The following is a 22,285-nucleotide window of genomic DNA, read 5'->3' on the forward strand; positions in this document are numbered from 1 at the left end:
CAGGGGCAGGAGCACGTGGAGGAAGACGTCATCGGTCAGTTGTTCGTCTTGAAAACATCGGTGTATTCGCTTTTTTCGGGCTTCAGGCGACGCTTCACTGGGCAGGAACGTAGCCAGGAACCGGTGACAGGTCGATTGTGCTTGAATCAGGGCTTCGATCACGTCAGCGACACGCTGCAGCGTGTCGCGCCGGAGGAAGGGGAGTCGTGCTTTCAACAGGTCGGCGAGATGGGTACACTCACCTGGAGCGGCATCGTGGATTGTCACAGACCAGTGATGCCGCTCTTGTGCTGCCCACAATGTGGTCACGGCTAGAAAATGGCGGACGACGTCTCAGTCGATCCAAAACCTAAGATGTCCGGTACTGAGATTCTAGAATTAAATTTTTGATTTAAAACCGATCCGCGTAATTCATCCAGCAGAAGGATGGAGAAGTCACTCTGATACTGATAAATAAATGGTTTTTACCACCCTTTGCTTGATATATATTGAGATAGAATCTCTAGCTGCCTCATCCGCTTCTCCAGATCATTCCCTTCGGTGAATAAGTAAGATGGAAAAATAAATTCCCTTAATATCTTCCTTGCATCTTTGACTGCAGTCTTGACGTTCGTGGGTAGCTTCGAGGGACTTGTTGACCTTCGCTGAAGTGATTGCTGTGGCGGGACCAAAGTGGAAAGCTGCTTTGACTTCTTTTGGCCTCGTCTAGGAGTGAGTCTGGAAAGATGTTCCCCCCATTGTCCGCGCCTCAGCTTCAAGGCCGGCATCGGGGTCCACCCCTGGGCCCACGAGCCCCCGAGCCTGCTGCACCGTATGCGTCACCTCATGGGCCAGCAGTTCCAGGCCCGACTGGGTATTCGGATTGAAGCGCCCAGATTGGAAGAAAATATCTGTGCCCGTCGTGAACGCAATGGCATTGACACCTTTCGCCAGCATGTCCGCTTCGGCATCATCGTGGATGCGGACACGGCTCAGGTCATGGTTCAGCCCCTGCTCGAGGTGCCGTTGAATCGCTTCGGGCAAGGGATTGCCGGCGCCCCGTCTCGCTTGAATCCGTTGGAGGACGGGTTGCGTCGCTTCCGCATCCAGTTCGGCCAACTGACGCTGTAGGGTCTGGCGTTGGGCAGCGGTGGCTGATAGGGCCGCCTCTGCTTCATAGCGTTGCACGGCGGTGTCTACGGCTCGCTGCAAGGCCAGTCGTTCCCCAGCCGGGACCATGCCCAGGACGACCCGACTCACTGGCGCACTGATTTCATGGCGCTGCAACGTCGCCAGGTGTTCGCCGTACGTGTCGTAGCGGGCCTGGGCGGGGCCGCGATCTGAACAGAAGCCTTGGACCAACGTATTCGCCACTTGCCGTTGCAGCGCCGTGAACTGGGCATATTGCCGCGTGTCCAGGGACTTGCCTTCGACCTGCTCAGCCTGGTGGCGCATCACCGTCACCCAGTCAGCGGGGCTCTGGGGCTTGGCGGGCACGGACTGGGCGGCCCGTTGAATTGGTGCAGCCTCCACTTGGGGCAAGGCAGCCAATTGCTCGCGGACGGCTTGGCGCTGGACAGCAAGCCGTGTCACCTCTTGCTGCTCCAACCCTGAGGCCCGCAGCACTGGCCCCACCGCTTGCCGCTGCAACGTCACTGGCCGGGCCGTGTGTCGTTGGAGGGCCTGCTGAAGCAGAACTGAGGCAAGATCAGGAGATAAGGGGTCAGCGATCCGAGTGGATTGCGCTCTTTGAGCAGGCCCTCGCTTCACCTGAAGACGGTCTGCATGAACAAGAGCGTACCGCGCTTGTAGACAATGGGTCAGCTGAAATGTTGGCGCGTCGATGACTCACCGCTTCAGACGCCGCGTCACCGCCCCCACCTCAGGGAGTTTCAGGGCCAGCGCGCCGCCCAGGTACAGGGCCAGCCCGGCGCCGCCTGCCACGGTCAGGCCGAAGAGGCCCTGCAAAATGAAGCCGGGGCTGGGCAGCACCCGCGCCAGGGCCCAGGCCAGCAGGCCCGCCAGCGCCGCCAGCGGCAGCACGCGTGCCAGGTGGCCCGCCACTTCCCGGCCCGGAAAGCCCACGTCACGGCGGTACAGATAGACCAGGGCGCCGGTCATCAGCAGGCCGCTGACCGTGGTGCTCAGGCCAAAGCCGCTCAGGCCCAGGCTGGGCACCAGCAGGCGGTAGAGCGCCACCTCCAGCACAAACCCGGCGGCACTGACCATCACCGCCTCGCGGGTGCGTTCGCGGGCGTAGAAGGTGCGCAGCAGGACCGTCACCAGCGCCCAGGGCACCAGCGCCAGGGCCCAGCCGGTCAGAATGCCGCTGCCCGCCGCGAACTTGTTCAGCGCTTCCTGCCCGGCCGGCGCCTCCAGGTTGATCAGGCTGACGGCATACGGCGCGAGCGCCACCAGCAGCGCGCTCATGGGCGCGGCCAGAAAGGTGGTGGTGCGGATGGTCTGGGCGGTCAGCCTCCGGAACTGATCCCAGTCCCGGTCGGCCGCTGCCTGTGAAAAGCGGGGAAACACCGCCAGCACGGGGGACACCACAAAGAGGCCGTTGACCATGGTGAACAGGGCCTCGGCATTGGCATACCCCGTGGCGGTGCCCTTGGGAAACTGCTGCACGTTGGTGAGCAGGCTGGTCACGTACACGTTCAGAATTTGCCGCGCCCCGGCCGTCAGGGTAAACGGCGCCATCTGGCGCAGCACCCGCCCCAGCGCCGGGTGACCCCCCAGCCGGGGCGTGGGCAGCAGGCCAAAGCGGTGCAGGGCGGGCAATTGCACCACCAGCTGCGCCACCCCGCCCAGTAGCCAGCCTACGCCCAGCCACGTGGCGGTGTCGGGCAGCACCAGCAGCGCGGCGATACTGGCGAGATTAAAGGCGATGGGCGCAAAGCTGCTTTCCCGGAAATGCTCGTCGGCGTTCAGCAGGCCCATGACCACGCTGGACAGGCTGATGAGCATCAGAAACGGCATGATCAGCCGGGTCATGTACACCGCCAGCTCGCGGTCCACGTTCGAGGTGCCCGACAGCAGCAGGTCCACCACCAGCGGCGCGGCCAGAATGCCCAGCGCCATCAGCAGCAGGTTCACCGCCATCATCACGCCGCTGAAGGTCTGGGCCAGTTCCCGCCGCCCCTGGGTATCCAGCGACTTGTAGACCGGAATAAACGAGTTGACCAGCGCGCCCTCGGCCAGCAGTTCGCGCAGCAGGTTGGGCACCTTGACCGCCACGGTAAAGGCGTCAGTCAGCCGCTCGTCGAAGAGGTTGATGATCTGCTGGCGCACAATGCCCGACAGGCGCGAGCCCAGCGTGCCCAGCATGACGATGATGGTGTTGGCCCGCAGCGAGCGCCGGGGCGGCGCGGGTGGGGGAGAGGCGGGGGGCCCGGCGTCCTCAAAGGACAGATTGATTTCGGGTGGGGCAGGCGGCGGCCCGGAGGGCGGAAGACTCACCCGGCCACTGTACCGCCGCCGTCCCGGCCCCGCGCCCAGCAGGACAGGAGGCCGGCGGCGAGACGGTCCGCTCGCGCCCGCCCTGTCTCAGGTTGAGGAGGGCTCCTGCAGCACCTGCGCGCGGCCGTCCGGGCCAATGAACAGCCGCTCGGCGCCAAAGGGCACGTCCAGTGTCAGGGAAGCCAGATACCCCTGCAGGTGCCCGGGCAGGTCGGCCACTGTCAGTGGGGTGCGTGGGGCCGCCACCAGCCGGTACATGCCGGGCTGTCCGGGAACGCGGTCATACACGAACGCGCCGCGCCGCTGCGGGGCACTCAGGTGCTCGTCGAAGCCGCCAGCCGGGGCGTGGGTGTCTTCGCGCTCGGGGCGGGTGTCCAGCCACACATGGGTGGCTTCCAGCCACTCCTCGGAGCGCAGCGCGGCATCTGGCACCGTGTCGTCGCCTGCGGCCAGCAACTGCGCGAGGTGTCCCTGGGCGTCGGCGGCAAACCAGTCGAATTCCACCCCGGCAATTTCCTCGCGGGTAATCACGGTGTGGGGCGCTGCCTCTTCCATTACGCCCGGCCCGGATTCAGGAGGTTCTGCACCGGGCCAGGCGCCGCCGGGAACGCCACCCGCACATGCACGGTGGTGCCGGGCACGGTGGCCGGGTCCACATTGATCCAGTGGCTGGCCAGCACCGGGGGCGTGGGTTCGGGGTCAATGGCCCGCACCAGCACGCGCCCGGCCGCCGGCACAATGGCGCACCAGCCCTCCTGGGCGGCACCGAAAGCCCGGATGGGCAGCACGCTCTGCAGGGTCAGGTCGTCGGGGGTGGCCCAGTACTCAATCAGCAGACTGGCGTGGGTGCGCCTCAGGTCCTCGGGGACCACGTCCAGCTGCACCTCCACGGCGTCGGGCTGACCAGGAAGCATGTTCATCCAGCCGGGCACGACCAGGCGACCACTGCGGGTGCTCTTGTACTGCTGCGCTGCGCTTTGGGTCATGGGCCCCAGAGTAGCGCCTGGGCCGGCCTAGTCGCGCTGCGCCGTGTGAATCAGCGCGCGCACCCCCAGAAAGCCCACCACGAAAAACAGCAGCGGCACAAGGTTGATGTTGAGTTCAGCGTCTTTCTCGGGTTCCAGGGCGTTCTGGCGGCGGTAGCGGATCATGGGCCCAGCGTACGGCACCCGGCTGAAGGCGCGGCCCCGCCTGGCCTTCACCCACACTTTACGCGTGTGCCTGTCCAGCTCCTGTGGCCCCCGGCGGCGCGCGGGCATTGCGCCGGCGCCCGCGCGCGGGTAGAACAGCCTCCGTGACCCCCACTGCCCATCTTCCGCAGACCATGCGCGCCCTGAGCAAGGCCCACCCCACCGAGGGCATCTGGATGACCGAGACCGAGGTGCCGGTGCCCGGGCCCAACGACCTGCTGATCCGGGTCAAAAAGGGCAGTATCTGCGGCACCGACGTGCATATTTACAAGTGGGACGAGTGGGCCCGGAAGACCATTCCGGTGCCCATGGTGGTGGGCCACGAGTACGTGGGTGTGGTGGCGGGCATGGGCAGCGAGGTGCGCGGCTTTGAGATTGGGGACCGCGTGAGCGGCGAGGGCCACGTGACCTGCGGGCACTGCCGCAACTGCCGCGCCGGGCGCCGCCACCTGTGCCGCAACACCCTGGGCGTGGGGGTCAACCGCCCCGGCTCCTTTGCCGAGTATCTGGTGTTGCCGGCCTTTAACGCCTTCAAGCTGCCCGACGACATCCCCGACGACATCGCCGCCATTTTCGATCCCTTTGGCAACGCGGTGCACACGGCCCTGAGCTTTGACCTCGTGGGTGAAGACGTGCTGATCACGGGGGCCGGGCCCATCGGCGTGATGGCGGCGGCAGTGGCCCGGCATGTGGGCGCACGCCACGTGGTGATTACCGACCTGAACGACTACCGCCTGGATCTCGCCCGCCGCATGGGCGTGACCCGCGCCGTGAACGTGGGCCAGGAGGACCTGCAAGGCGTCATGACCGAACTGGGCATGACCGAGGGCTTCGACGTGGGCCTGGAAATGAGCGGGTCGGGCCCGGCCTTTGCCCAGATGGTGCAGGTGATGAACAACGGCGGCAAGGTGGCGCTGCTGGGCATTCCCAGTGGCCGCGTGGACATTGACTGGAACGCCGTGATTTTCAAGATGCTGACCATCAAGGGGATTTACGGCCGCGAGATGTTTGAAACCTGGTACAAGATGGCCGCCCTCATTCAGTCCGGCCTGGACCTGGGCCCCATCATTACCCATCACTACGGCATTGCCGACTACCAGCAGGGCTTTGACGCCATGCTGAGTGGGCAGAGTGGGAAGGTGATTCTGGACTGGGAGTAAGGAGAAGGGTGTAGGGCGTGGGTTGTGGGGTGTAGGAAGAGAGAGAAACGGGGAGTAGGCATTGGTAAGTGGGAAAGGCGGTGGCTGATACGCCAATCGCCTTTTTCTTTCGTCTTTTAAAAGTAGAACCTTCTGGGCCGCACCAAGATCGGCTCGCCCCTCTACCGCCAGGTCCAGACGAAGCCGTCGTGCCCGAAGGGCGCGGGCGTGGGGAGACGGGCGGAGGCGGACCACGGCGTACGACACGGGGCGAAGCCGAGCCATCCCAAATTGTTATACGGACTGCCGTCCATTTCCGTGCCATCCGGGAAGAAGGGGGATGTTCCCCGCCTTCGGCGCTGTTCCAGCCCAATTCCCGGAACTCCGTATTTTTTCCTTCTTCCGCTGGTCGGAAAAATTCCGGAACACGTTACGGAATTTTTCGGAACCCGTATTAGTCAACGTTGCCCAGTGCGAACGCCTGCTCCCCCTGCCCCTCCGGGGGAGGAGGCTGGGGGGTGGGGCAAGCCGTTACTGGCCCTTCAACCACCCCCCTGCGCCATCTGGCCCATTGCCAACCCCCTTCACCCCCGCCACACTGCCCCCATGCCCACCCTCACCCCCCGCCGCTGGTGGCCCGCATTCCCGGGCCCGCCCTCGCCTGTGCGCTGAACCCCGTTTCGCCGCCCAGCCCGCGCCCGGATACGTCCAGGCGCGGCCTTTTTTTGTTCTCTCTCACTCCCCGGAGGTTCCACCATGACTGTTGCCCCACCTGCCCGCCCCCGCATCCTCACTGGCGACCGCCCCACCGGCCGCCTCCACCTGGGCCACCTGGCGGGCTCCCTGCGCGCCCGCGCCCAGTTGCAGCACACCCACGACCTCTTCGTGCTGGTGGCCGACGTGCAGGCCCTGACCGATCACTTCGACCGCCCGGAAACCGTGCATGACCATGTGCCTGAAGTGATGCTGGATTACCTTGCCGCTGGCCTGGACCCGGCGAAGGTGACCTTCGTGCTGCAGTCGGCGGTACCTGAACTGGCCGAACTGACCCTGTACCTGCTGAACCTTGTAACGGTCTCGAAGCTGCGCCAGAACCCCACGGTGAAGACCGAGATTGCCCAGAAGGGATTCGGGGACACCGTGCCCGCTGGGTTTTTCATCTACCCGGCGGCGCAGGTGGCCGACATCGTGGGCTTTGGCGCCGCCGTGGTGCCGGTGGGCGAGGACCAGCAGCCCATGCTGGAACTGGCGCGCGACGTGGCGCGGCGCTTCAACAGTCTGTACGGCCCCACGCTGGTGGAGCCCCGCGCCTACCTCTCGGCGGTGCCCCGCCTGCCCGGTCTGGACGGCGGGGCCAAGATGGGCAAGTCGCTGGGCAACGCCATCTTTCTGGCCGATCCGCCCGAAGAGGTGCGCCGCAAGGTGATGGGCATGTACACCGACCCCGGCCACCTGCGCGCCAGCGACCCAGGGCGTGTGGAGGGGAACCTGGTGTTTACCTATCTGGACGCCTTTGACCCGGACCCGGCGCGGCTGGCGGCCCTCAAAGACCACTACCGCGCCGGGGGCCTGGGAGACGTGGCGCTCAAGCGACATCTGATCGGGGTGCTCGACGACCTGCTGGCCCCCATGCGGGCACGCCGGTCGGCCTTCGCTGCTGACCCCGCCGCCCTGCAGCTCCTGCGCCAGGGCAGCGCGCGCGGACGGGCCGAGGTGCGCCTCATCCTGGCGCGGGTGCGCGCCGCCCTGCACCTGCACGTCCTGTGAGCACAGCAGGGCTGAAGCAGGGACCGGGCGGGATCAAGCCGGCACTGCAGCGGTGGAAAGGAGGTGCCCTTTAGCTCCGCAGCAGGTGGGCAAAGCCCGTGTCGTCCAGCGGTGGCAGCTCCGAGAGTGAGGTCAGGCCAAAGTCCAGCAAAAAGCGTTCGGTGGTGCCGTACAGCAGCGGCTGGCCCACCGCGTCCGCCCGGCCCACCACCTTCACGAGTTCGCGTTCCTGCAGCGTCACCACCGTGCTGGCGCTGCCGCCCCGCATCGCTTCAATCTCGGCGCGGGTCACGGGTTGCCGGTAAGCAATGACAGCCAGCACCTCCAGCGCCGCGCTGCTCAGCTGGGGCAGGGGCGGCGGCGCCAGCAGGGGCGTGAGGTGTACGGCCAGGGCCGGCGGCACCACGAGGCGGTAGCCGCCCGCCACCGCCTCCACCTCAAAGCCCATGTTCGCGGCGCGCAGCCGCGCGCTGAACGCCTCGACCTCGCGCCGCGCGGCTTCCTCGGGTACGCCCAGCAGGCGGGCCAGATCGCTGGCCCCCACCGGGCGGCCCGCCGCCAGCAGGGCCGCGCCAATCAGGGCGCTGAGGGGCGGGGCGTCACCCATGGGCCAGCTTTCCCTGGGTGGGCGGCCGGGCAGACCAGGGCCAGTTCACAGCGCGCCGCGTGCCTGGGCGCCCAGGCACGCCAGCACCTGCCCGGCCGGCAGGGCCCCCTCGCGCAGCACCCGGCCTTCGGGCAGCAGCAGCACGGTACTGGGCACGCCCAGGCAGGGCACCCCGCCGTCTGGCAGGACCACGTCGCCCAGGTTCATGGCCAGGGCCACGCCGTGGGTCAGGGCGGGCGGCTGGCGGCTGGGGTTGCAACTGGTGGTGGCCAGCACCCCGCCGGCGGCCTCCAGCAGCGCCAGGGCCACCGGATGGTCCGGCACGCGGATGCCCACCCGGCCTTCTGGGGCCAGCAGCGGGGGACAGGCCGCGCTTGCCGGCAGCACCACCGTGAGCGGTCCAGGCCAGAAGGGCACCAGCGCCGCCGAGAGGGCTTCAAAGCCCGCCTCAGGCGCCGCCAGTGGCTGCGCTGAGGCGGCCGAGGCACACGACACCTGCACCGGTTTGTCGGCCAGGCGGCCCTTGAGGTCATACAGGCGCCGGATGCCGTCCGGGCGGTCTGGGTGCGCGGCCAGCCCCCAGACCGTTTCGCTGGGGTAGGCCACCACCCCGCCAGCGGCCAGCACCTGCAGGGCGCGCTGCACATCATGGGAAGAGACTGTGGTCATAGGAGGTTCAAAGGGAGCTGCAAAGTGTGAACTGGTGTAAGGCGGGCGCAAGACGCGGCCCCTATACTGCTTGATAATATGCCCGTCTTTGAATACCGCGTGCGGGACCGCTCCGGCAAGGTGCTGAAATCCCAGATGGAAGCCGAGACGGCCACCCAGGTTCGTGACGCCCTGCGCGCCAAGAACCTGATGATTGTCGAGATCAAGGCGCCCAAGAGCGGCCTGAGCGCCGACGTCAAAATTCCTTTTCTGGATAACCGCCCGCCCAGCCTCAAACAGGTAGCGATTTTCAGTAAGCAGCTCGCCACCCTGATCAACGCGGGGGTGCCGCTGGTGCAGTCGCTGGCGATCTTGCAAAAGCAGATTGAGCACAAGGGCTTTCAGGGCGTCGTCAAGGAGATGCGCACCGACGTGGAATCCGGGACGCCTCTGAGTGAGACCCTGGTCAAGCATCCCAAGATCTTCAACCGGCTGTACGTCAACCTTGTGCGCGCCGGGGAAACCAGCGGCACCCTGGACGCGGTGCTGGAACGAATTGCCGGGTTTCAGGAAAAGGAACTGGCGCTGCGCGGCAAGATCAAGAGTGCCCTGACGTACCCCGTGGTGGTGCTGGTGTTTGCCATTCTTATTACCTACTTCCTGCTCACCACGATTGTGCCGCAGTTTGCGGGCATTCTGGCGCAGCTGAATGCGCCGCTGCCGCTGATTACCCGCGTGCTGATGGCAGTCTCGGACTTTCTCAAGAACTCTGGTCTCCTGATCGTGGTGATCGCGGCGGCCATTGCCTTCGCCTACCGGGCCTATTACAAGACGCCCAAGGGCCGCGTGAACATTGACGAGATCAAGCTGCGCCTGCCCATCATGGGCAACCTGCTGCGCAAAAGTGCCATCAGTTCGTTTGCCCGCACCTTCGGCCTGCTGATCAGCAGCGGGGTGAACATCATTGAGAGCCTGGAAATTACCAAGGGCACGGCGAATAACGCCATTGTGGAAGAGAGCATCGAGAATGCCAAGAATGTGGTGATGGTCGGCGAGCAGATGAGCTCCAGCCTCGCCACCAGCAAGGTGTTTCCGCCCATGGTGGTCAGCATGATCAGCATTGGTGAAGAGACCGGCTCCCTGGACGACATGCTGGTGAAAGTGGGCGACTTCTACGACCGTGAAGTGGATGAGGCCGTAGACAGCATGACGGCCGCGATCGAACCGCTGATGATCGTCTTCCTGGGCGGTATCGTGGGGGTCATCGTGGCCGGGATGTTCCTGCCCATGTTCAGCATCATTGGTCAGCTCAGCCAGTAAGCGGAAGGCAACGAAAAAGAGCTCCCCAATGGAGCTCTTTTTCATCGTCGCGCGGTTGAAGTCTGGAAGGAGCGGGGGCTGGTGACCCTGCGGGCTTACGCCTCTTCTTCGCCCACTTCCTCAGTCTCCAGAATGGCGCGGTACTCTTCCAGATGTTCGCCCTCGCCCAGTTCACGGGCAATTTTTTCGATGGCCAGACGCACCACTTCGCTTTTGCTGATGAGCCGCTCGGGACTGGACAGTTCATAGGCTGTGCGGGTCAGCAGGGCGTCCTGCTCATCGCTGATCACCACCTGCAGCCGTTTGCGTTCCTTCTTGGGCATGCCTCTCCTGAACACGGAGCCGCGCCGAAAACCAGCGAGCACGAATGACTGGGGCGGGGCCGTGCGCGCAGCCTAGCACGCACCCTGAGGCGCCTCAACATGAGACTCAGTCTCAGCCGGGGCTGATGGTTCACCTCATCCGCTCTGAAGGCTCACACGCTATGGTCAGCGTAGACACATCTTGAGCGTGATGTGTAACATGCACCTGTACCGCGCTCTCGATTTCTCTGGCGCACCCCAGCGGCGCGACCCCTCACCAAGGATGACTCACCCATGCAACTGACCCCACTGCACCTCCAGGGAGGCCGCGAACTGCGCGGCGAGATCGCCGTTCAGGGCAGCAAGAATGCTGCGCTGCCTATCATTGTTGCCAGCCTGCTGAGTGCCGAGAAAATCACCCTGCGGGGCGTGCCGCGCCTGAGCGACGTCCACACGATTCTGGAACTGCTGGCGCACCTGGGCACCCAGCACGTGTGGGTGGGCGCCAACGACCTGGAACTGCACACCCCACGTATCCTGAACACCGACGCCCCCTACGCCCTGGTCAGCAAGATGCGCGCCAGCTTCATCGTGCTGGGCGCCATTCTGGCCCGCGCCGGGCAGGCCACGGTGTCCATGCCGGGCGGCTGCGCCTGGGGACCGCGCCCGGTGGACCAGCATGTCAAGGCCCTGCGCGCCCTGGGTGCCGAGATCACTGAGGACGGCGGGAACTTTACCGCCGTGCGCCAGAGCAGCCTCAGCGGGCGCTTTATTTTTGAACTGCTGACTGTGGGCGGGACCCACAACGCCATTCTGGCCAGCGTGCTGGGCGACGGCGTGGTGACCCTGGAAAACGCCAGCATTGACACCGACGTGGTGGAGCTGATTGAGTTCCTGAACCGCATGGGCGCCGACATTCAGGGCGCAGGCACCAATACCCTGACCATCCGGGGTGTGATGGCCCTGCGCGGCGGCGAATACACCGTTATTCCCGACCGCATTGAAGCCGGCACCTTCATGATGCTGGCGGCGGCCACCCGCAGCTGCCTGACCCTGACCAATGTGCGCTCCGACCACCTGCGCGCCGTAACCGGCAAGCTGCAGGAGATGGGGGTTTCCGTGATGGACAGCGGGCAGACGATGGTGGTGGACGCCCGCGAGCGCGCGCTGAAACCGGTAAATATCACCACCCAGAGCTACCCCGGATTTCCCACCGATCTGCAGCCACAGATGAGTGCCCTGCTGGCCACCGTGCCCGGCACCAGCGTGGTGCAGGACCCGGTGTACCCGGACCGCCTGACCCACGTGGCCGAGCTGCACCGCATGGGCGCCAACATCACCGTCAGTGGCTACACCCAGGTGATTCAGGGCGGCCAGTTGCACGCCGCCCCCGTAAAGGCGGCGGACCTGCGCGCCGGCGCTGCCCTTTTTATCGCGGCGCTGACCTGCGAGGGCGAAACGGTGATTGACGGCGTGCAGTACCTCAACCGTGGCTATGAGTGCCTGGTTGAGCGGCTGCGGGGGGTAGGTGCCACCGTGGCCCAGCCAGACCTCGCGCTGGCCATGGACTGATACGGGCCTCAGCAACAATCAGCCACTCAGGCGGGCCGGAGAACACTCTTCCGGCCCGCGCGACTGTGCGCCAGGGGCAGCCAGGTTCAGAGGGCTGAGCGGAAACGAGGCGAGATGGGCCTGGCCCCCTGCCACTCTGGACGCCACCGGTTGAGGCCCCGGAGGCTGGGTCCGGGTGTCGCAGGTTCATCGGGAAAGGGCTGCCCAGCTTCTTGTTTGCCCTGCCCAGCTGTGCGGCGCCCCTCCGGTCGGGGAAGAGGAGGCTGAACGAGGGGGGGGTGCCTAGACTAGAGGCTCCACTTCCGGGTCCTCCGGCTCTGAAATCACGCAGTCGCGGCCCTGGGCCTTGCCCTGGTATAGCAGCAGGTCGGCGCGGCGCAGGGCGGCCGGCAGGTGGCCATCGGTGCACCCCACCACCCCGGCAGTCAAGGTGACGGGCGGCAACCCGGCGGCGGGCAGGGCCGCCCGCAGAGCGCTCAGGTCCTGGCAGGCCACGGTGGCGGAGCGGCCCGGGAACAGCAGCATGAATTCCTCGCCCCCCACCCGGGCGGCGAAAGTGCCGGGCAGGGCTGCGTGCAGACACCCGGCAAAGTGGCGCAGCACCTCGTCGCCCACCTCATGCCCGAAGGCGTCGTTGATCCGCTTGAAGTGGTCTAAGGACGTTGCCCCTCATGGTGCGACTGTTCAGGAGAGCACCGAACAGTCTCCACGCCCGGTGCAACGTCCTTTTTTCGAGACTCGCGCTGCGGCGCAGCTGTTCCAGCCCGCTCGGTTGATCGGGGGCTTGGCAGCGAACGACTTAAGTACGTTGCCCCTCATGGTGCGACTGTTCAGGAGAGCACCGAACAGTCTCCACGCCCGGTGCAACGTACTTTTTTCGATACTCGCTCCGCTCGGTTGATCTAAAGATCAACAGCGAGCTACTTAGATCTGCCACCGCCACAGCGCCGGGTTGCCCCCGCAGCAGCTCGGCGCCGGCGGTGAGCAGGTGGCGGCGATTGAACAGGTCGGTCAGTTCGTCCATCTGTAGAAGCCGTGTGAGTTCGGCGGCGCGGGCTTCCTCGGCCTCGGCCTGCAGGCGCAGCAGGGCGGTGCGGTGCGTGACTTCCAGCGCCTGCACGCGCCGCTCGTGTTCTTCCCCACGCAGTTGCTTGAAGGCAGTGGTGTGGGCCTGAAGGTGATGGAGCGCCAGCTGCAGTTGGCCCAGGTGGTCATGCAGCCCGGCCAGCAGGCCGTGTCCCTGCATGGCCAGCACCTCGAACCCCTGGGCCTGCGCTGCCCGGGTAAAGGCAGCAACCAGCAGGCAGGCTTCATGGGGCCGCGCCTGGGCCAGCAGCAGCCGGGCCAGCGGCTCAACGGCCTCCCACAGCGGCCGGTCGGCGTTGAGCTGCTGTTCCCTGAGGGCGGCGCGCAGCAGCACCTCGGCGCGTGCCGGGTCGTGGGGCACCTCCAGGGCGCCCTGCTGGGCCAGGGCAAAGGTCTGCACAGTGCCCAGCCCGTGCCGGTCGGCCAGCGTGAGCGCGCCCTGCAGCGCGGCGCGGGCGGCAGCCACCTGCCCGGCCAGCAGCAGGGCGGTGGCCAGATTCAGCTGCGTGTACGCCCCGCCCTCCACCAGTCCAATTGCCCGGAACAGCCGCAGGGCCTGTTGCAGGGACTGCACGCCCCTCAGATTGCCCCGTTCGTTGTGCAGCACCCCCAGGTCGTGCAGGGCGCAGGCTTCCAGTTCACGGTCCTGCACCTGACGACTCAGGGCCAGCTGCACGTGGCTCAGGGTCATGGCCTGGGCCACCTCGCCCAGTTCTGCCAGCACCCCCACAGTGACATTCAGGCCCCGGCCGTACTACACCCAGGGCGAGAGATCCGGGCCCACCCAGTCCAGTGCGCGCCGGGCCTCGCCAAGCTGCCCGCCGCGCCACGCCACGTAGGCCAGCACCACCGCAGCGGCCCGCCCCACCTGGGGGTCCGGGTTCGCCTGCACGCTGCACCAGTGCTGCGCCGCCTGGGCCACCCGGGCGGCGCCGCGCGCTGCCGTTCCCGGCCCTGCCAGACGGCATCCAGCTGCGCCAGCCACTGGGCAGCGCCGGACGGAAGCGGGCCGGGCAGGCTCATGCTCTCTGATCATAGGTTTATGGGCCGCGCCGCACGAGCCCCCGGGCCAGAGGCTGGCCGCCGCCTCAGGCGCTGATGCCCTTGCTGCCGTGCAGGGTGCGCTCTACTGCCTGGGTGACTTCCTGCTCGAAGCGGCGCAGATGCTCGCGCAGGCGGTCCAGCTCGGCCGCGCCCAGGTCAGGCAGCCACAGCACGCTGCGGCCCAGCACGGCGAAGGTCAGCGGCTCGCCCTCGTCGGGCTCCTCGCTTTCCTCCACGGGGTCCAGATTCAGTGCGCCGTAATCCAGCCCCTGGTTCATGAGGTTCATGCCCATGAGAATGTCACTCAGGCTGTCTTCCTCGACATACAGGTCCAGATCGAGGTGCAGCCGGACAATCACGCCGCCCTGCGGATCGACTTCGGCAAACAGGGCCACCCGGGTCTCGCCGTCCTGGATCAGCGCGCCGTCCTCGACCGCTTCGACGGTCAGACCACTTTGTTGCAGCGCCGCCATGATGCGCCGCAATTCCGTTGAAGCTGTCATGCGCCGGAGTATAGAGCGCGTGCCCGGGCGCACCCAGTGAGCGCCGCCGCTGTTCAGGCGTGGTACACCCAGGCGCCGGCCTCTTCCTGCCAGGTGCGGTACAGCCCCCCCAGCAGGCGCAGGTGTTCCAGGTGCGCCAGGGTCTCGGCCAGGGCGAAGCGCCGCCCGCTGATGTTCAGGTCGCGCGGAAACATGGCCAGCGACAGGGCGTAGGCCGTACCCGGCGCCTGGGCGGCCTGGGCCCCCAGAAAGTCCAGCCGTTCGTGGTGGTGCGCGCGCAGTTCGCGGGCACGGGCCTGCACGCCGGTCATGACGGGGCCGTGGTGACCCACCACCGCGCGCGCCGGGTTCAGGGCTTCAAGCTTGCCCAGGGTCTGTAGGTAGTCGCCCAGTGGATCGGGGCGGGTGTAGGCGTACAGGCCCACATTCGGGCTGATGCGCGGCAGAATCGCGTCTCCGGCGATCAGGGTGCCCTGCGCCTCGTTCCACAGGCCCAGGTGCCCGTCGGCGTGGCCGGGCAGCCACAGCACCTCCCACGGCTCACCCGAGAGCGCCACCTCCTGGCCCTCGCGCAGCGGAAACACGCGGCTGGCGGGATGTACGCGCTGACGGCTGCGGCGGCTCTCGGCCTCCAGGCTCAACAGTGAGGCCGGGGGCAGGCCGTGGTCGCGCAGATGCTTGACGTGGCCGGGCAGCCACTCTTCCCACAGGTGCCAGTACCGCTCGCCGCGCCCGATTTCCACGTCCAGCAGGTACACAGACGCGCCGCTGCGTTCCTCCACCAGACCAGCCAGGCCGTAGTGGTCCGGGTGGTGGTGCGTGATGATCACGCGGTCAATATCCGGCCAGTGCAGGCCCAGCGCCGCCAGCCCGTCTTCCAGGGCGGCGTGGGCCTCGGGGGTGTCCAGCGCCGTGTCAATCATGGTGACGGGGCCCCCGGCAGGCACGTCCAGCAGCACGGTCACGGCGCCCATGGGATAGGGAATCGGCACCTGCAGGGCGTACAGGTTGCCCAGCAGATGTGTGGGGGCAGGCGCAGTCATGCCGGGCAGGGTAGCACCTGCGTGCCCCGGGGCCGGGTGCAGCGCCCTCAGCGCACGTTGCAGCGGAACGTGCTGCCGGCCAGCGTGCAGTCAATGCGGCTGAGCAGGTCGGTGTTCACGCGCACCAGCAGCGTCTGGGGGGCCAGGGACCGGTCGCGCGGCACCACATTCAGACTGACCACGCCGGAGCGCACCGGGAGTTCCAGCGGTTGCCCGGGCAGCGCGGCCCCCAGCAGGCGCCGGTCGGCCAGCACATCGGCGGCCACCGGGCTTTCCACGCGCAGGGTGCCGGTCAGGAGGCGCAGGGTCAGCGTCAGGTCACTCACGCGGTCGCCGGCAATGTTCACCCGCGCCGAGGCCGGGCGGTAGCCCTCACGGGTGGCGGTCACCTCCACCTGCCCCGGAGGCAGGTCGCGCAGTTCCACAGGGGCCAGCCCGGCGGGGCGGCCGTTCACGCGCACCTGCGCGCCGGGCACCGTGGTCCCCACCCGCAGGGTGCCCAGCCGCTCGGCGCGGTACACCGTGGTGGCCACGGTGTAGGCGGTGCGGGGCGCGCCCTGGGTGGCGCGCTGCACCGCTGCGCTCAGTTCACCCACGCTGCGCGCGCCAGCCGCGCTGCTCAGATCCAGCGGCACCAGGCTGGCCACGGTGAACACCTGGGTAAAGCCCTCGGTGGCGGGCAGGGGCAGCTGGGCCGTCTGACCCGCCACGGTGCGAATGGTTTCGCCCACCCGCGCGCCCCCACCCGGCGGCAGGACGATGGCCGTGACCAGGGCCGCCGGGTCGGTGCGCACGTTCAGGGCGCCGGGGCCCGGAAAGCGGTACAGCTCGCCCTCGCCAGTCAGCGGCTGTGCCGGGGCGGCGGCGGGCGCTGCCGACAGGCGCACGGCCGAATCCGGGTTGGCGCGCAGCGGCGCGGGCACGCAACCCGCCAATAAGGCAGACAGAAGGAGAGGGGCCACAACCCGTTTCATGGTTCCAGGGTAGAGCAGCTCCTGGCCCCGGCAGATGCAGCGTGGCTGACGCGGCCTTTAGCCAGCCGGGGGGCGCAGCGCGCGTGGCGGCGCGCCACAGCACAAAAGCCCGCGCCGAAGCGCGGGCCCTGGAGGCAAGGAAACTTACTGCAGGCGCTGCATGATGGACTGAAGGCTGGCGCTGGGCGCCCAGCCCATGCCCTTCTCCACGTACATGCGCGCCATGGTGGTGTCGCCGCGCTGCAGGGCCAGGTAGGCCAGTTTGGCAGCGCTGAGTGACGCCCACTGCTTTTCCTGGTCGGTCAGGGTGCCCAGGCGGTTCCAGGCGTTGTAGGCGTTGATCCACCACTGGGTCTTGGTGTACAGCTGCGCAAGGTAGGCGTTGTAGTCGCGGTTGCCGGCCTCCTGAGACGCGGCGTAGTAGGCGTGGTCCACGGCCGCCTTCCACAGGGTGCGGTCGTAGAAGGGCACGGGGTAGGCCACGTCGGCCTGCACCGCAAACTCCTGGGCCTTGGCAAAGTTGTCACCCGCACTCATGGTGGCCGGGCCGGTCATTTCCATGGTGTCGGTGGTGGCCGGCGCCGTATCGGTCGTCGTGGTGTCCTGGGCGGCGGCCAGGCCCGCCAGGGCGAACGCGGTCAGCATGAGAATCTTCTTCATAACAGTTCGCATCTTAGGCCGTACCCTGGGCAGCGTCCATATGCCGTCCCACGCCATTGCCTGTCCGTAAAGGCTCTGTAAAGGAGTGCACGTTTAGATGAGGAACAGCCACGCTTTGCCCTTTGTTTCCCTGATTACACTGGCGGTTTACTCTGGGGCCCTGGCCCAGGGCACGCCCACCTTCACCGCGCCCAAGATTGACATGTTCAAGGAATTGCGCGTGATTTCTGGCGTCACAGTCAGCCCGAACGGCGACCTCACCTTCCTGGGTTCCGACGCCCGCGTTCACCGTACCGACGCCACTGGCAGCGCCAAGTGGTCGTTCGTGGTGGGCGACATTGGCCGCGCCTACCCGGTGGTGACGCCGCAGGGCACCACCATCGCCGCGTCCTATGACGACACGGTGTACGCCCTGGACGCGGCGGGCAAGCTGCTGTGGAAGGTCAAGCTGGACGGCGATATCTACGCCACCCCCGCCCTGCGCCCGGACGGCAGCGTGGTGGTGGCCACGGCGGGCGGCACCGTGTACGCCCTGAGCGGCGCGGGCCAGACCCTCTGGAGCTACAAGGTGGGCGCGCCGGTGTTCAGCTCGCCGGCCATTGCCGCCGACGGCACCATCTATTTCGGGGCCCAGAACAACCGCCTGCACGCGCTGACCCCGGCCGGGCAGCTCAAATGGGCCTACGCGGCGGGGTCGCTGGTGTTCAGCTCGCCGGCCATCGGGCCGGACGGCAGCATTTACTTTGGGTCCAGTGACCGGCGCATCTACGCCCTGAGTCCGGCGGGCGAACTGAAATGGCGCGCCCAGACGGGCCTGTTCGTGAATGCCAGCCCCATCGTGACCAGCGGCGGCGTGGTGATCGTGGGCAGCTACGACGGCAGCGTGTATGCCATCAATCCCGGCGGCGAAACCGAATGGACCTACAAGGCGGGCGCCGGGGTGGCGGCCTCGGCGGTGGAGCTCAGCGACGGCACGGTGGTGGTGCCGGACCTGAGCGGCACGGTGCACGCCATTGGCAGGGCGGGACAGGCGCTGTGGCAGATCAAGACGGGCAAGAAGATTGACACCGGCCTGAGCGTGAGTGACCAGGGCAGTCTGTACTTCACCACCGAGGGCGGCGGCCTGAACATCATTCAGAAGCAGCGTCCGCTGGCGGTGGCGCCCTGGCCCACCTTCCATGCCAATCCGGCCGCCTGGGGCCGCGTGCCCAGCGCCGCCGAACTGCAGGCCCAGACCCAGGCCCGGCGCACGGCCGCCACCGCCGTGCTGGCCGCCCTGAAGCCCGGCGCCCCCACAGCGCCCGCCCAGCCGGCCCAGCCCCCGGCGCCGGTGCGGCCGTCACCCGGCCAGCCGGCGCCGCAGGCCGGCACCACGCCCGCGCCCCAGCCGGCCCCCCGTCCTGTCACGCCTGCCCCGGCGCCCACGCTGACCCCCGCCCAGCAGGCCCAGGCGGCAGCCAGCAAGGCCCGCACCGAAGGCGGTCAGGTGCTGCTGCCCCTGCGTGAAGCGGCGGCGGCGCTGCGCCTGACCGTGCTGAACGTCACGGCCCGCACCGCCACCCTGCGTGTGGGCACGGCGCGCGTGCCGGTGACCGTGCGCCTGTACGGCAAGGAAGCCTATGTGCCGCTGGCCGCCCTGAGCGACCTGCCGGGCGCTGCGGCGACGCTGGAACGCACGCCCCCCGCCGTGGTGCTGGCGGTGGCGGGGCAACAGACCCGCTTTCCCCTGAACCTGCCGGGGCTGCTGCCGCTGGGCCGCCAGACCGAATACGGCGCCCTGCCGGGCCGCTGAACGCGCAACAAACCCCCCTGCTTATGGATACAAGCAGGGGGGTTTTCTGGTGTGGTGGAATCGAGGGGGATCGAACCCCTGACCTCGTCATTGCGAACGACGCGCTCTCCCAGCTGAGCTACGACCCCAAAAGGCGAAAGGGACTGTAGCACAGCCTGCCCGGGGCCTGCAAGCTGGACACCGGGGGCGCACCCGGCCGCCCCAGGGCGTACACTCGCAGCCATGAGTGCGCCTGCCACGCCTGACCTCACCGCGCCCGGCACCCCAGAACACCGCCCTGCAGACCGCTACAGCTACAAGTTCGGCCAGGAAGGCATCACGTTTGACGACGTGCTGCTGCAGCCCCGGCATTCCCAGGTGCTGCCCCACGAGGTGAACCTGGAAACGCAGCTGACCCGCCGGGTGCGCCTGAATATTCCTTTCGTCTCGGCGGCCATGGACACCGTCACCGAAACGAACATGGCCGTGGCCCTGGCGCGCGAGGGCGGGATTGGCGTGCTGCACAAGAACATGCCCATCGACGCACAGGCCGAGATGGTGCGTAAGGTCAAGCGCAGTGAGAGCGGCATGATCGTGGACCCCATCACCCTGCCGCCGCACGCCACCGTGGGCGAGGCCGACCGCCTGATGGGCGAATACCGCATCAGCGGCGTGCCGATCACGGCGCCGGACGGCCGGCTGCTGGGCATCATCACCAACCGCGACATGCGCTTTGTGGAGGACCTGAGCCTGCCGGTGAGCGACGTGATGACCAGTGAAGCGCTGGTGACCGTACCGGTGGGCACCACGCTGGAAGAGGCGCAGGAGATCTTCAAGCGCCACCGCATCGAGAAGCTGCTGGTGGTGGAGGGCGAGCAGCTGCGTGGCCTGATCACCATTAAAGACCTGACCAAACGGGTGAAATACCCCCGCGCCGCCAAGGACAGCCTGGGGCGCCTGCGGGTGGCCGCCGCCATCGGTGTGGGCGCCGATCTGCTGGACCGCGCCGGCGCCCTGGTGCAGGCGGGGGTGGACGTGCTGGTGCTGGACAGCGCCCACGGGCACAGCCAGGGCATTCTGAACGCCCTGGGCCGGGTGAAAGAGACGTTCGATGTGGACGTGATTGCTGGCAACGTGGCCACCCGCGCCGGGGCCCGTGACCTGATTCTGGCCGGCGCAGACGCGGTGAAGGTGGGCATCGGCCCGGGTTGCTTCGCAGCAGGCACCCGCGTGCTGATGGCGAGCGGGGTGTACAAGAACATTGAAGACGTGCAGATCGGTGACCGGGTGCTGAACATGCATGGCCGCCCCGTGACGGTGGTCAATGCGTGGTGTACAGGTATTCGTGAGGTCATGGCGGTGCGGCACGTTCATTCACTGCGCGAGACGGTGGTGACGCCTGACCACCAGTTCTGGGTCGGTGACCTGAGCACCGTGGGGGCCGCCACCCTGTCGTCGCGGGGCTCCGCAGGGGTGCTCAACAAGCCCACGCGCTCCGGCGACAGCAAGATGCGCTGGAAGGCGGTCGGTGAGGCCCAGGGCGACGTGTTCCTGATGCCCCGGACCCTGCACTTTGAATGGCCCGAGACCTTCCAGATTGATCTGGGTGACTTCGCAGTGCGCCAGGCCCAACTGGCCGCGCGGGCCCAGACCGAGCTGAGCGTGGGTTACGACCTGGGTTACCTCTTTGGGACCTTCCTGGGTGACGGTCACGCCTTCCTGAACCACAACGGCAGCGAGACGCGCACAGGGTCCGAGATCGGCCGGGTGGACTGGTACTTTTCTAGCGAGGAAGGCCACATTGCCGACAAGCTCATCGAGACCGTGCAGCGGGTGACGGGGCTGACTCCTGTGCGCAAGCCTGACGGGAATATCATCCGTATCTCTCTGTATTCGCTGCCCTGGGCTCGGTTGCTGGCGCAGTTTGGCAAGCGGGCCCAGAAAACCCTGCCGCAGGCGTACCGCGCTGCGCATCCCGGCTACCTCCAGGGGCTCAAGGACGGTCTGCTCGACAGTGACGGCTACGTGGCCGCTGATGGCCGCCAGTGCTTCGTGAACACGTCCCGCGACCTCATGGAATTGTTTGGGCTGCTCTGCCACCTGACCGAGGGGAGCCTCCCCAACATGCAGGTGGAGCCCGGCAACGTGGGGGGGCTCCAGGGCGTGAAGGGACAGCTGCTCGACAGTTATCGCGCCCGCTTGAACGTGAGCCACGCCGCGCGGCAATTGCCGGATTACAGCGTGGTCAAGCCGCTTTCCCGGCGCGATCTGCACCTGAGTCTGCCGGTGTACGACATTGAAGTGGACTGCCCCACCCATAGCTTTATTGCGGACAACGCGGTGGTGCACAACAGCATCTGCACCACCCGCGTGGTCACCGGCGTGGGCGTGCCGCAGATCACGGCCATTTTTGAAGCCTCGGCGGCGGCGCTGGAAGCGGGCATTCCCGTGATTGCCGACGGCGGGATCAAGCAGACCGGCGACGTGCCCAAGGCCATTGCGGCCGGCGCCAGTGTGGTCATGATGGGCAGCATGCTGGCCGGCACCGACGAGTCGCCCGGCGAGAGCATCCTGCGTGACGGGCGCCGGTACAAGAGCTACCGGGGGATGGGCAGCCTGGGCGCCATGGACCAGGGCAGCGCCGACCGCTACTTCCAGAGCGGCAGCCGCAAGTTCGTGCCCGAGGGCATCGAGGGCATCGTGGCCTACAAGGGTACGGCGGGCGAGGTGCTGTACCAGTTTGTGGGGGGCCTGCGCAGTTCCATGGGCTACTGCGGGGCCCCAGACCTGCAGACGCTGCGTGACACGGCGCAGTTTGTGCGGATTACCGGGGCCAGCCTGGTGGAAAGCCATCCGCATGGGGTGACGATCACGAAGGAGGCGCCGAACTACGGCGGGCGGTAGGCGCGCGCAGGCCGCTTGCCAGGAAGTGTGGCAGGCGCTCTGGGGTTGAGGTGAAGTTAAGTCGCTCGCTGTTGATCTTTAGATCAACCGAGCGGGCTGGAACAGCTGCGCTGCAGAGCGAGTATCGAAAAAAGGACGTTGCACCGGGAGTGGAGACTTTGCGGTGCTCTCCTGCAAAGTCGTAACGTGAAGACCTGTTGCGCAGTAGCCGAAGGGGGAGCGGGGCGACGGGAACCGTCGCCCCGCTGGCTTAGCCCTAAATTTAGTGTGTGGATAGGTAGAGTCGGCGTTGCCAGCGGAGATTGACGAGTCCG

General features: G+C 67.1%; 21 protein-coding genes, 1 tRNA gene and 1 pseudogene. 7 read left to right on the forward strand and 16 right to left on the reverse strand.

Annotated features, from left to right (window positions below; genetic code table 11):
• Positions 1-315: hypothetical protein (locus C8263_RS17415; protein ID WP_233218894.1), on the forward strand; the 315-nt coding region annotated here is incomplete at its 5' end.
• A gap of 390 nt (positions 316-705) precedes the next feature.
• Here C8263_RS17415 and C8263_RS17420 read toward each other — a convergent pair.
• The 5 genes from C8263_RS17420 to C8263_RS19520 form a co-directional block, all read right to left on the reverse strand.
• The gene (locus C8263_RS17420) at positions 706-1,572 is read right to left on the reverse strand and encodes an eCIS core domain-containing protein (RefSeq protein ID WP_233218895.1); all 867 of its coding nucleotides are present in this window, start codon (positions 1,570-1,572) and stop codon (positions 706-708) included.
• A 255-nt stretch (positions 1,573-1,827) separates the two neighbouring features.
• The gene (gene murJ, locus C8263_RS17425) at positions 1,828-3,441 is read right to left on the reverse strand and encodes a murein biosynthesis integral membrane protein MurJ (protein WP_107139404.1); all 1,614 of its coding nucleotides are present in this window, start codon (positions 3,439-3,441) and stop codon (positions 1,828-1,830) included.
• A gap of 87 nt (positions 3,442-3,528) precedes the next feature.
• Positions 3,529-3,996, reverse strand: coding sequence for a hypothetical protein (locus tag C8263_RS17430; RefSeq protein WP_107139405.1), 468 nt, complete (start codon positions 3,994-3,996; stop codon positions 3,529-3,531).
• Positions 3,996-4,427, reverse strand: a complete 432-nt coding sequence (locus C8263_RS17435) for a uracil-DNA glycosylase (protein ID WP_107139406.1) — start codon at positions 4,425-4,427, stop codon at positions 3,996-3,998. Before C8263_RS17435 ends, C8263_RS17430 begins: the two co-directional genes overlap by 1 nt.
• 27 nt (positions 4,428-4,454) lie before the next feature.
• The gene (locus tag C8263_RS19520; protein ID WP_199188443.1) at positions 4,455-4,592 is read right to left on the reverse strand and encodes a hypothetical protein; all 138 of its coding nucleotides are present in this window, start codon (positions 4,590-4,592) and stop codon (positions 4,455-4,457) included.
• A 173-nt stretch (positions 4,593-4,765) separates the two neighbouring features.
• On the opposite strand from C8263_RS19520, the gene tdh reads away from it, so the two are divergent.
• The gene (gene tdh, locus C8263_RS17445) at positions 4,766-5,791 is read left to right on the forward strand and encodes an L-threonine 3-dehydrogenase (protein WP_107139408.1); all 1,026 of its coding nucleotides are present in this window, start codon (positions 4,766-4,768) and stop codon (positions 5,789-5,791) included.
• Between the two features lie 735 nt (positions 5,792-6,526).
• Complete coding sequence (gene trpS / locus C8263_RS17450; RefSeq protein ID WP_107139409.1) at positions 6,527-7,537, forward strand: tryptophan--tRNA ligase; 1,011 nt, start codon at positions 6,527-6,529, stop codon at positions 7,535-7,537.
• Positions 7,538-7,607: 70 nt separating this feature from the next.
• On the opposite strand, the gene scpB is transcribed toward trpS, so the two are convergent.
• Together scpB and C8263_RS17460 are read right to left on the reverse strand one after the other, a co-directional pair.
• Positions 7,608-8,144 carry an SMC-Scp complex subunit ScpB gene (scpB, locus tag C8263_RS17455; RefSeq protein WP_107139410.1) on the reverse strand — a complete coding sequence of 179 codons (537 nt, stop codon included), beginning with the start codon at positions 8,142-8,144 and terminating at the stop codon, positions 7,608-7,610.
• A gap of 45 nt (positions 8,145-8,189) precedes the next feature.
• Positions 8,190-8,813 (reverse strand): L-threonylcarbamoyladenylate synthase, encoded by a 624-nt coding sequence (locus C8263_RS17460; RefSeq protein WP_107139411.1) that lies wholly within the window; start codon positions 8,811-8,813, stop codon positions 8,190-8,192.
• Between the two features lie 78 nt (positions 8,814-8,891).
• On the opposite strand from C8263_RS17460, the gene pilC reads away from it, so the two are divergent.
• Positions 8,892-10,112 carry a type IV pilus assembly protein PilC gene (gene pilC, locus C8263_RS17465; RefSeq protein WP_107139412.1) on the forward strand — a complete coding sequence of 407 codons (1,221 nt, stop codon included), beginning with the start codon at positions 8,892-8,894 and terminating at the stop codon, positions 10,110-10,112.
• A 95-nt stretch (positions 10,113-10,207) separates the two neighbouring features.
• Here the strand turns inward: pilC and C8263_RS17470 are convergent, their stop codons facing one another.
• On the reverse strand, positions 10,208-10,435 hold the full coding sequence (locus C8263_RS17470) for a transcriptional regulator (protein ID WP_107139413.1): 228 nt from the start codon (positions 10,433-10,435) through the stop codon (positions 10,208-10,210).
• A gap of 273 nt (positions 10,436-10,708) precedes the next feature.
• Between C8263_RS17470 and murA the strand changes: the two genes are divergently transcribed.
• A complete protein-coding gene (murA, locus tag C8263_RS17475) occupies positions 10,709-11,986 on the forward strand; it encodes a UDP-N-acetylglucosamine 1-carboxyvinyltransferase (RefSeq protein ID WP_107139414.1) in 1,278 nt (425 codons plus the stop codon).
• Positions 11,987-12,268: 282 nt separating this feature from the next.
• Here murA and C8263_RS17480 read toward each other — a convergent pair.
• The 7 genes and pseudogenes from C8263_RS17480 to C8263_RS17505 all read right to left on the reverse strand — a co-directional run.
• Positions 12,269-12,634 (reverse strand): annotated as a pseudogene (locus tag C8263_RS17480) (GGDEF domain-containing protein); the annotation flags it as partial.
• 151 nt (positions 12,635-12,785) lie between these two features.
• On the reverse strand, positions 12,786-13,802 hold the full coding sequence (locus C8263_RS17485) for a hypothetical protein (protein ID WP_107139416.1): 1,017 nt from the start codon (positions 13,800-13,802) through the stop codon (positions 12,786-12,788).
• 24 nt (positions 13,803-13,826) lie between these two features.
• Positions 13,827-14,057, reverse strand: a complete 231-nt coding sequence (locus tag C8263_RS19090; RefSeq protein WP_146160759.1) for a hypothetical protein — start codon at positions 14,055-14,057, stop codon at positions 13,827-13,829.
• A gap of 103 nt (positions 14,058-14,160) precedes the next feature.
• Positions 14,161-14,619 carry a hypothetical protein gene (locus tag C8263_RS17490; protein WP_107139417.1) on the reverse strand — a complete coding sequence of 153 codons (459 nt, stop codon included), beginning with the start codon at positions 14,617-14,619 and terminating at the stop codon, positions 14,161-14,163.
• Positions 14,620-14,672: 53 nt separating this feature from the next.
• Entirely contained in the window at positions 14,673-15,662 is a 990-nt protein-coding gene (locus tag C8263_RS17495) for an MBL fold metallo-hydrolase (protein ID WP_107139418.1), read from the reverse strand.
• Positions 15,663-15,709: 47 nt separating this feature from the next.
• The gene (locus tag C8263_RS17500) at positions 15,710-16,636 is read right to left on the reverse strand and encodes a PEGA domain-containing protein (protein ID WP_107139419.1); all 927 of its coding nucleotides are present in this window, start codon (positions 16,634-16,636) and stop codon (positions 15,710-15,712) included.
• Between the two features lie 144 nt (positions 16,637-16,780).
• Positions 16,781-17,296: a hypothetical protein gene (locus tag C8263_RS17505; protein WP_233218897.1), complete on the reverse strand. Its 516-nt coding sequence runs from the start codon at positions 17,294-17,296 to the stop codon at positions 16,781-16,783.
• Positions 17,297-17,411: 115 nt separating this feature from the next.
• Here C8263_RS17505 and C8263_RS17510 point away from each other — a divergent pair, with 115 nt between their 5' ends.
• Positions 17,412-19,088: an outer membrane protein assembly factor BamB family protein gene (locus tag C8263_RS17510; RefSeq protein WP_269845153.1), complete on the forward strand. Its 1,677-nt coding sequence runs from the start codon at positions 17,412-17,414 to the stop codon at positions 19,086-19,088.
• A 52-nt stretch (positions 19,089-19,140) separates the two neighbouring features.
• On the opposite strand, the gene C8263_RS17515 is transcribed toward C8263_RS17510, so the two are convergent.
• Positions 19,141-19,216 (reverse strand) — tRNA-Ala (locus C8263_RS17515).
• A 94-nt stretch (positions 19,217-19,310) separates the two neighbouring features.
• On the opposite strand from C8263_RS17515, the gene C8263_RS19740 reads away from it, so the two are divergent.
• Positions 19,311-21,971 (forward strand): IMP dehydrogenase, encoded by a 2,661-nt coding sequence (locus C8263_RS19740; RefSeq protein WP_233218898.1) that lies wholly within the window; start codon positions 19,311-19,313, stop codon positions 21,969-21,971.
• Positions 21,972-22,285 lie beyond the last annotated feature (314 nt).

The organism is Deinococcus arcticus (genome assembly GCF_003028415.1).
Classification (GTDB): Bacteria; Deinococcota; Deinococci; order Deinococcales; family Deinococcaceae; genus Deinococcus; species Deinococcus arcticus.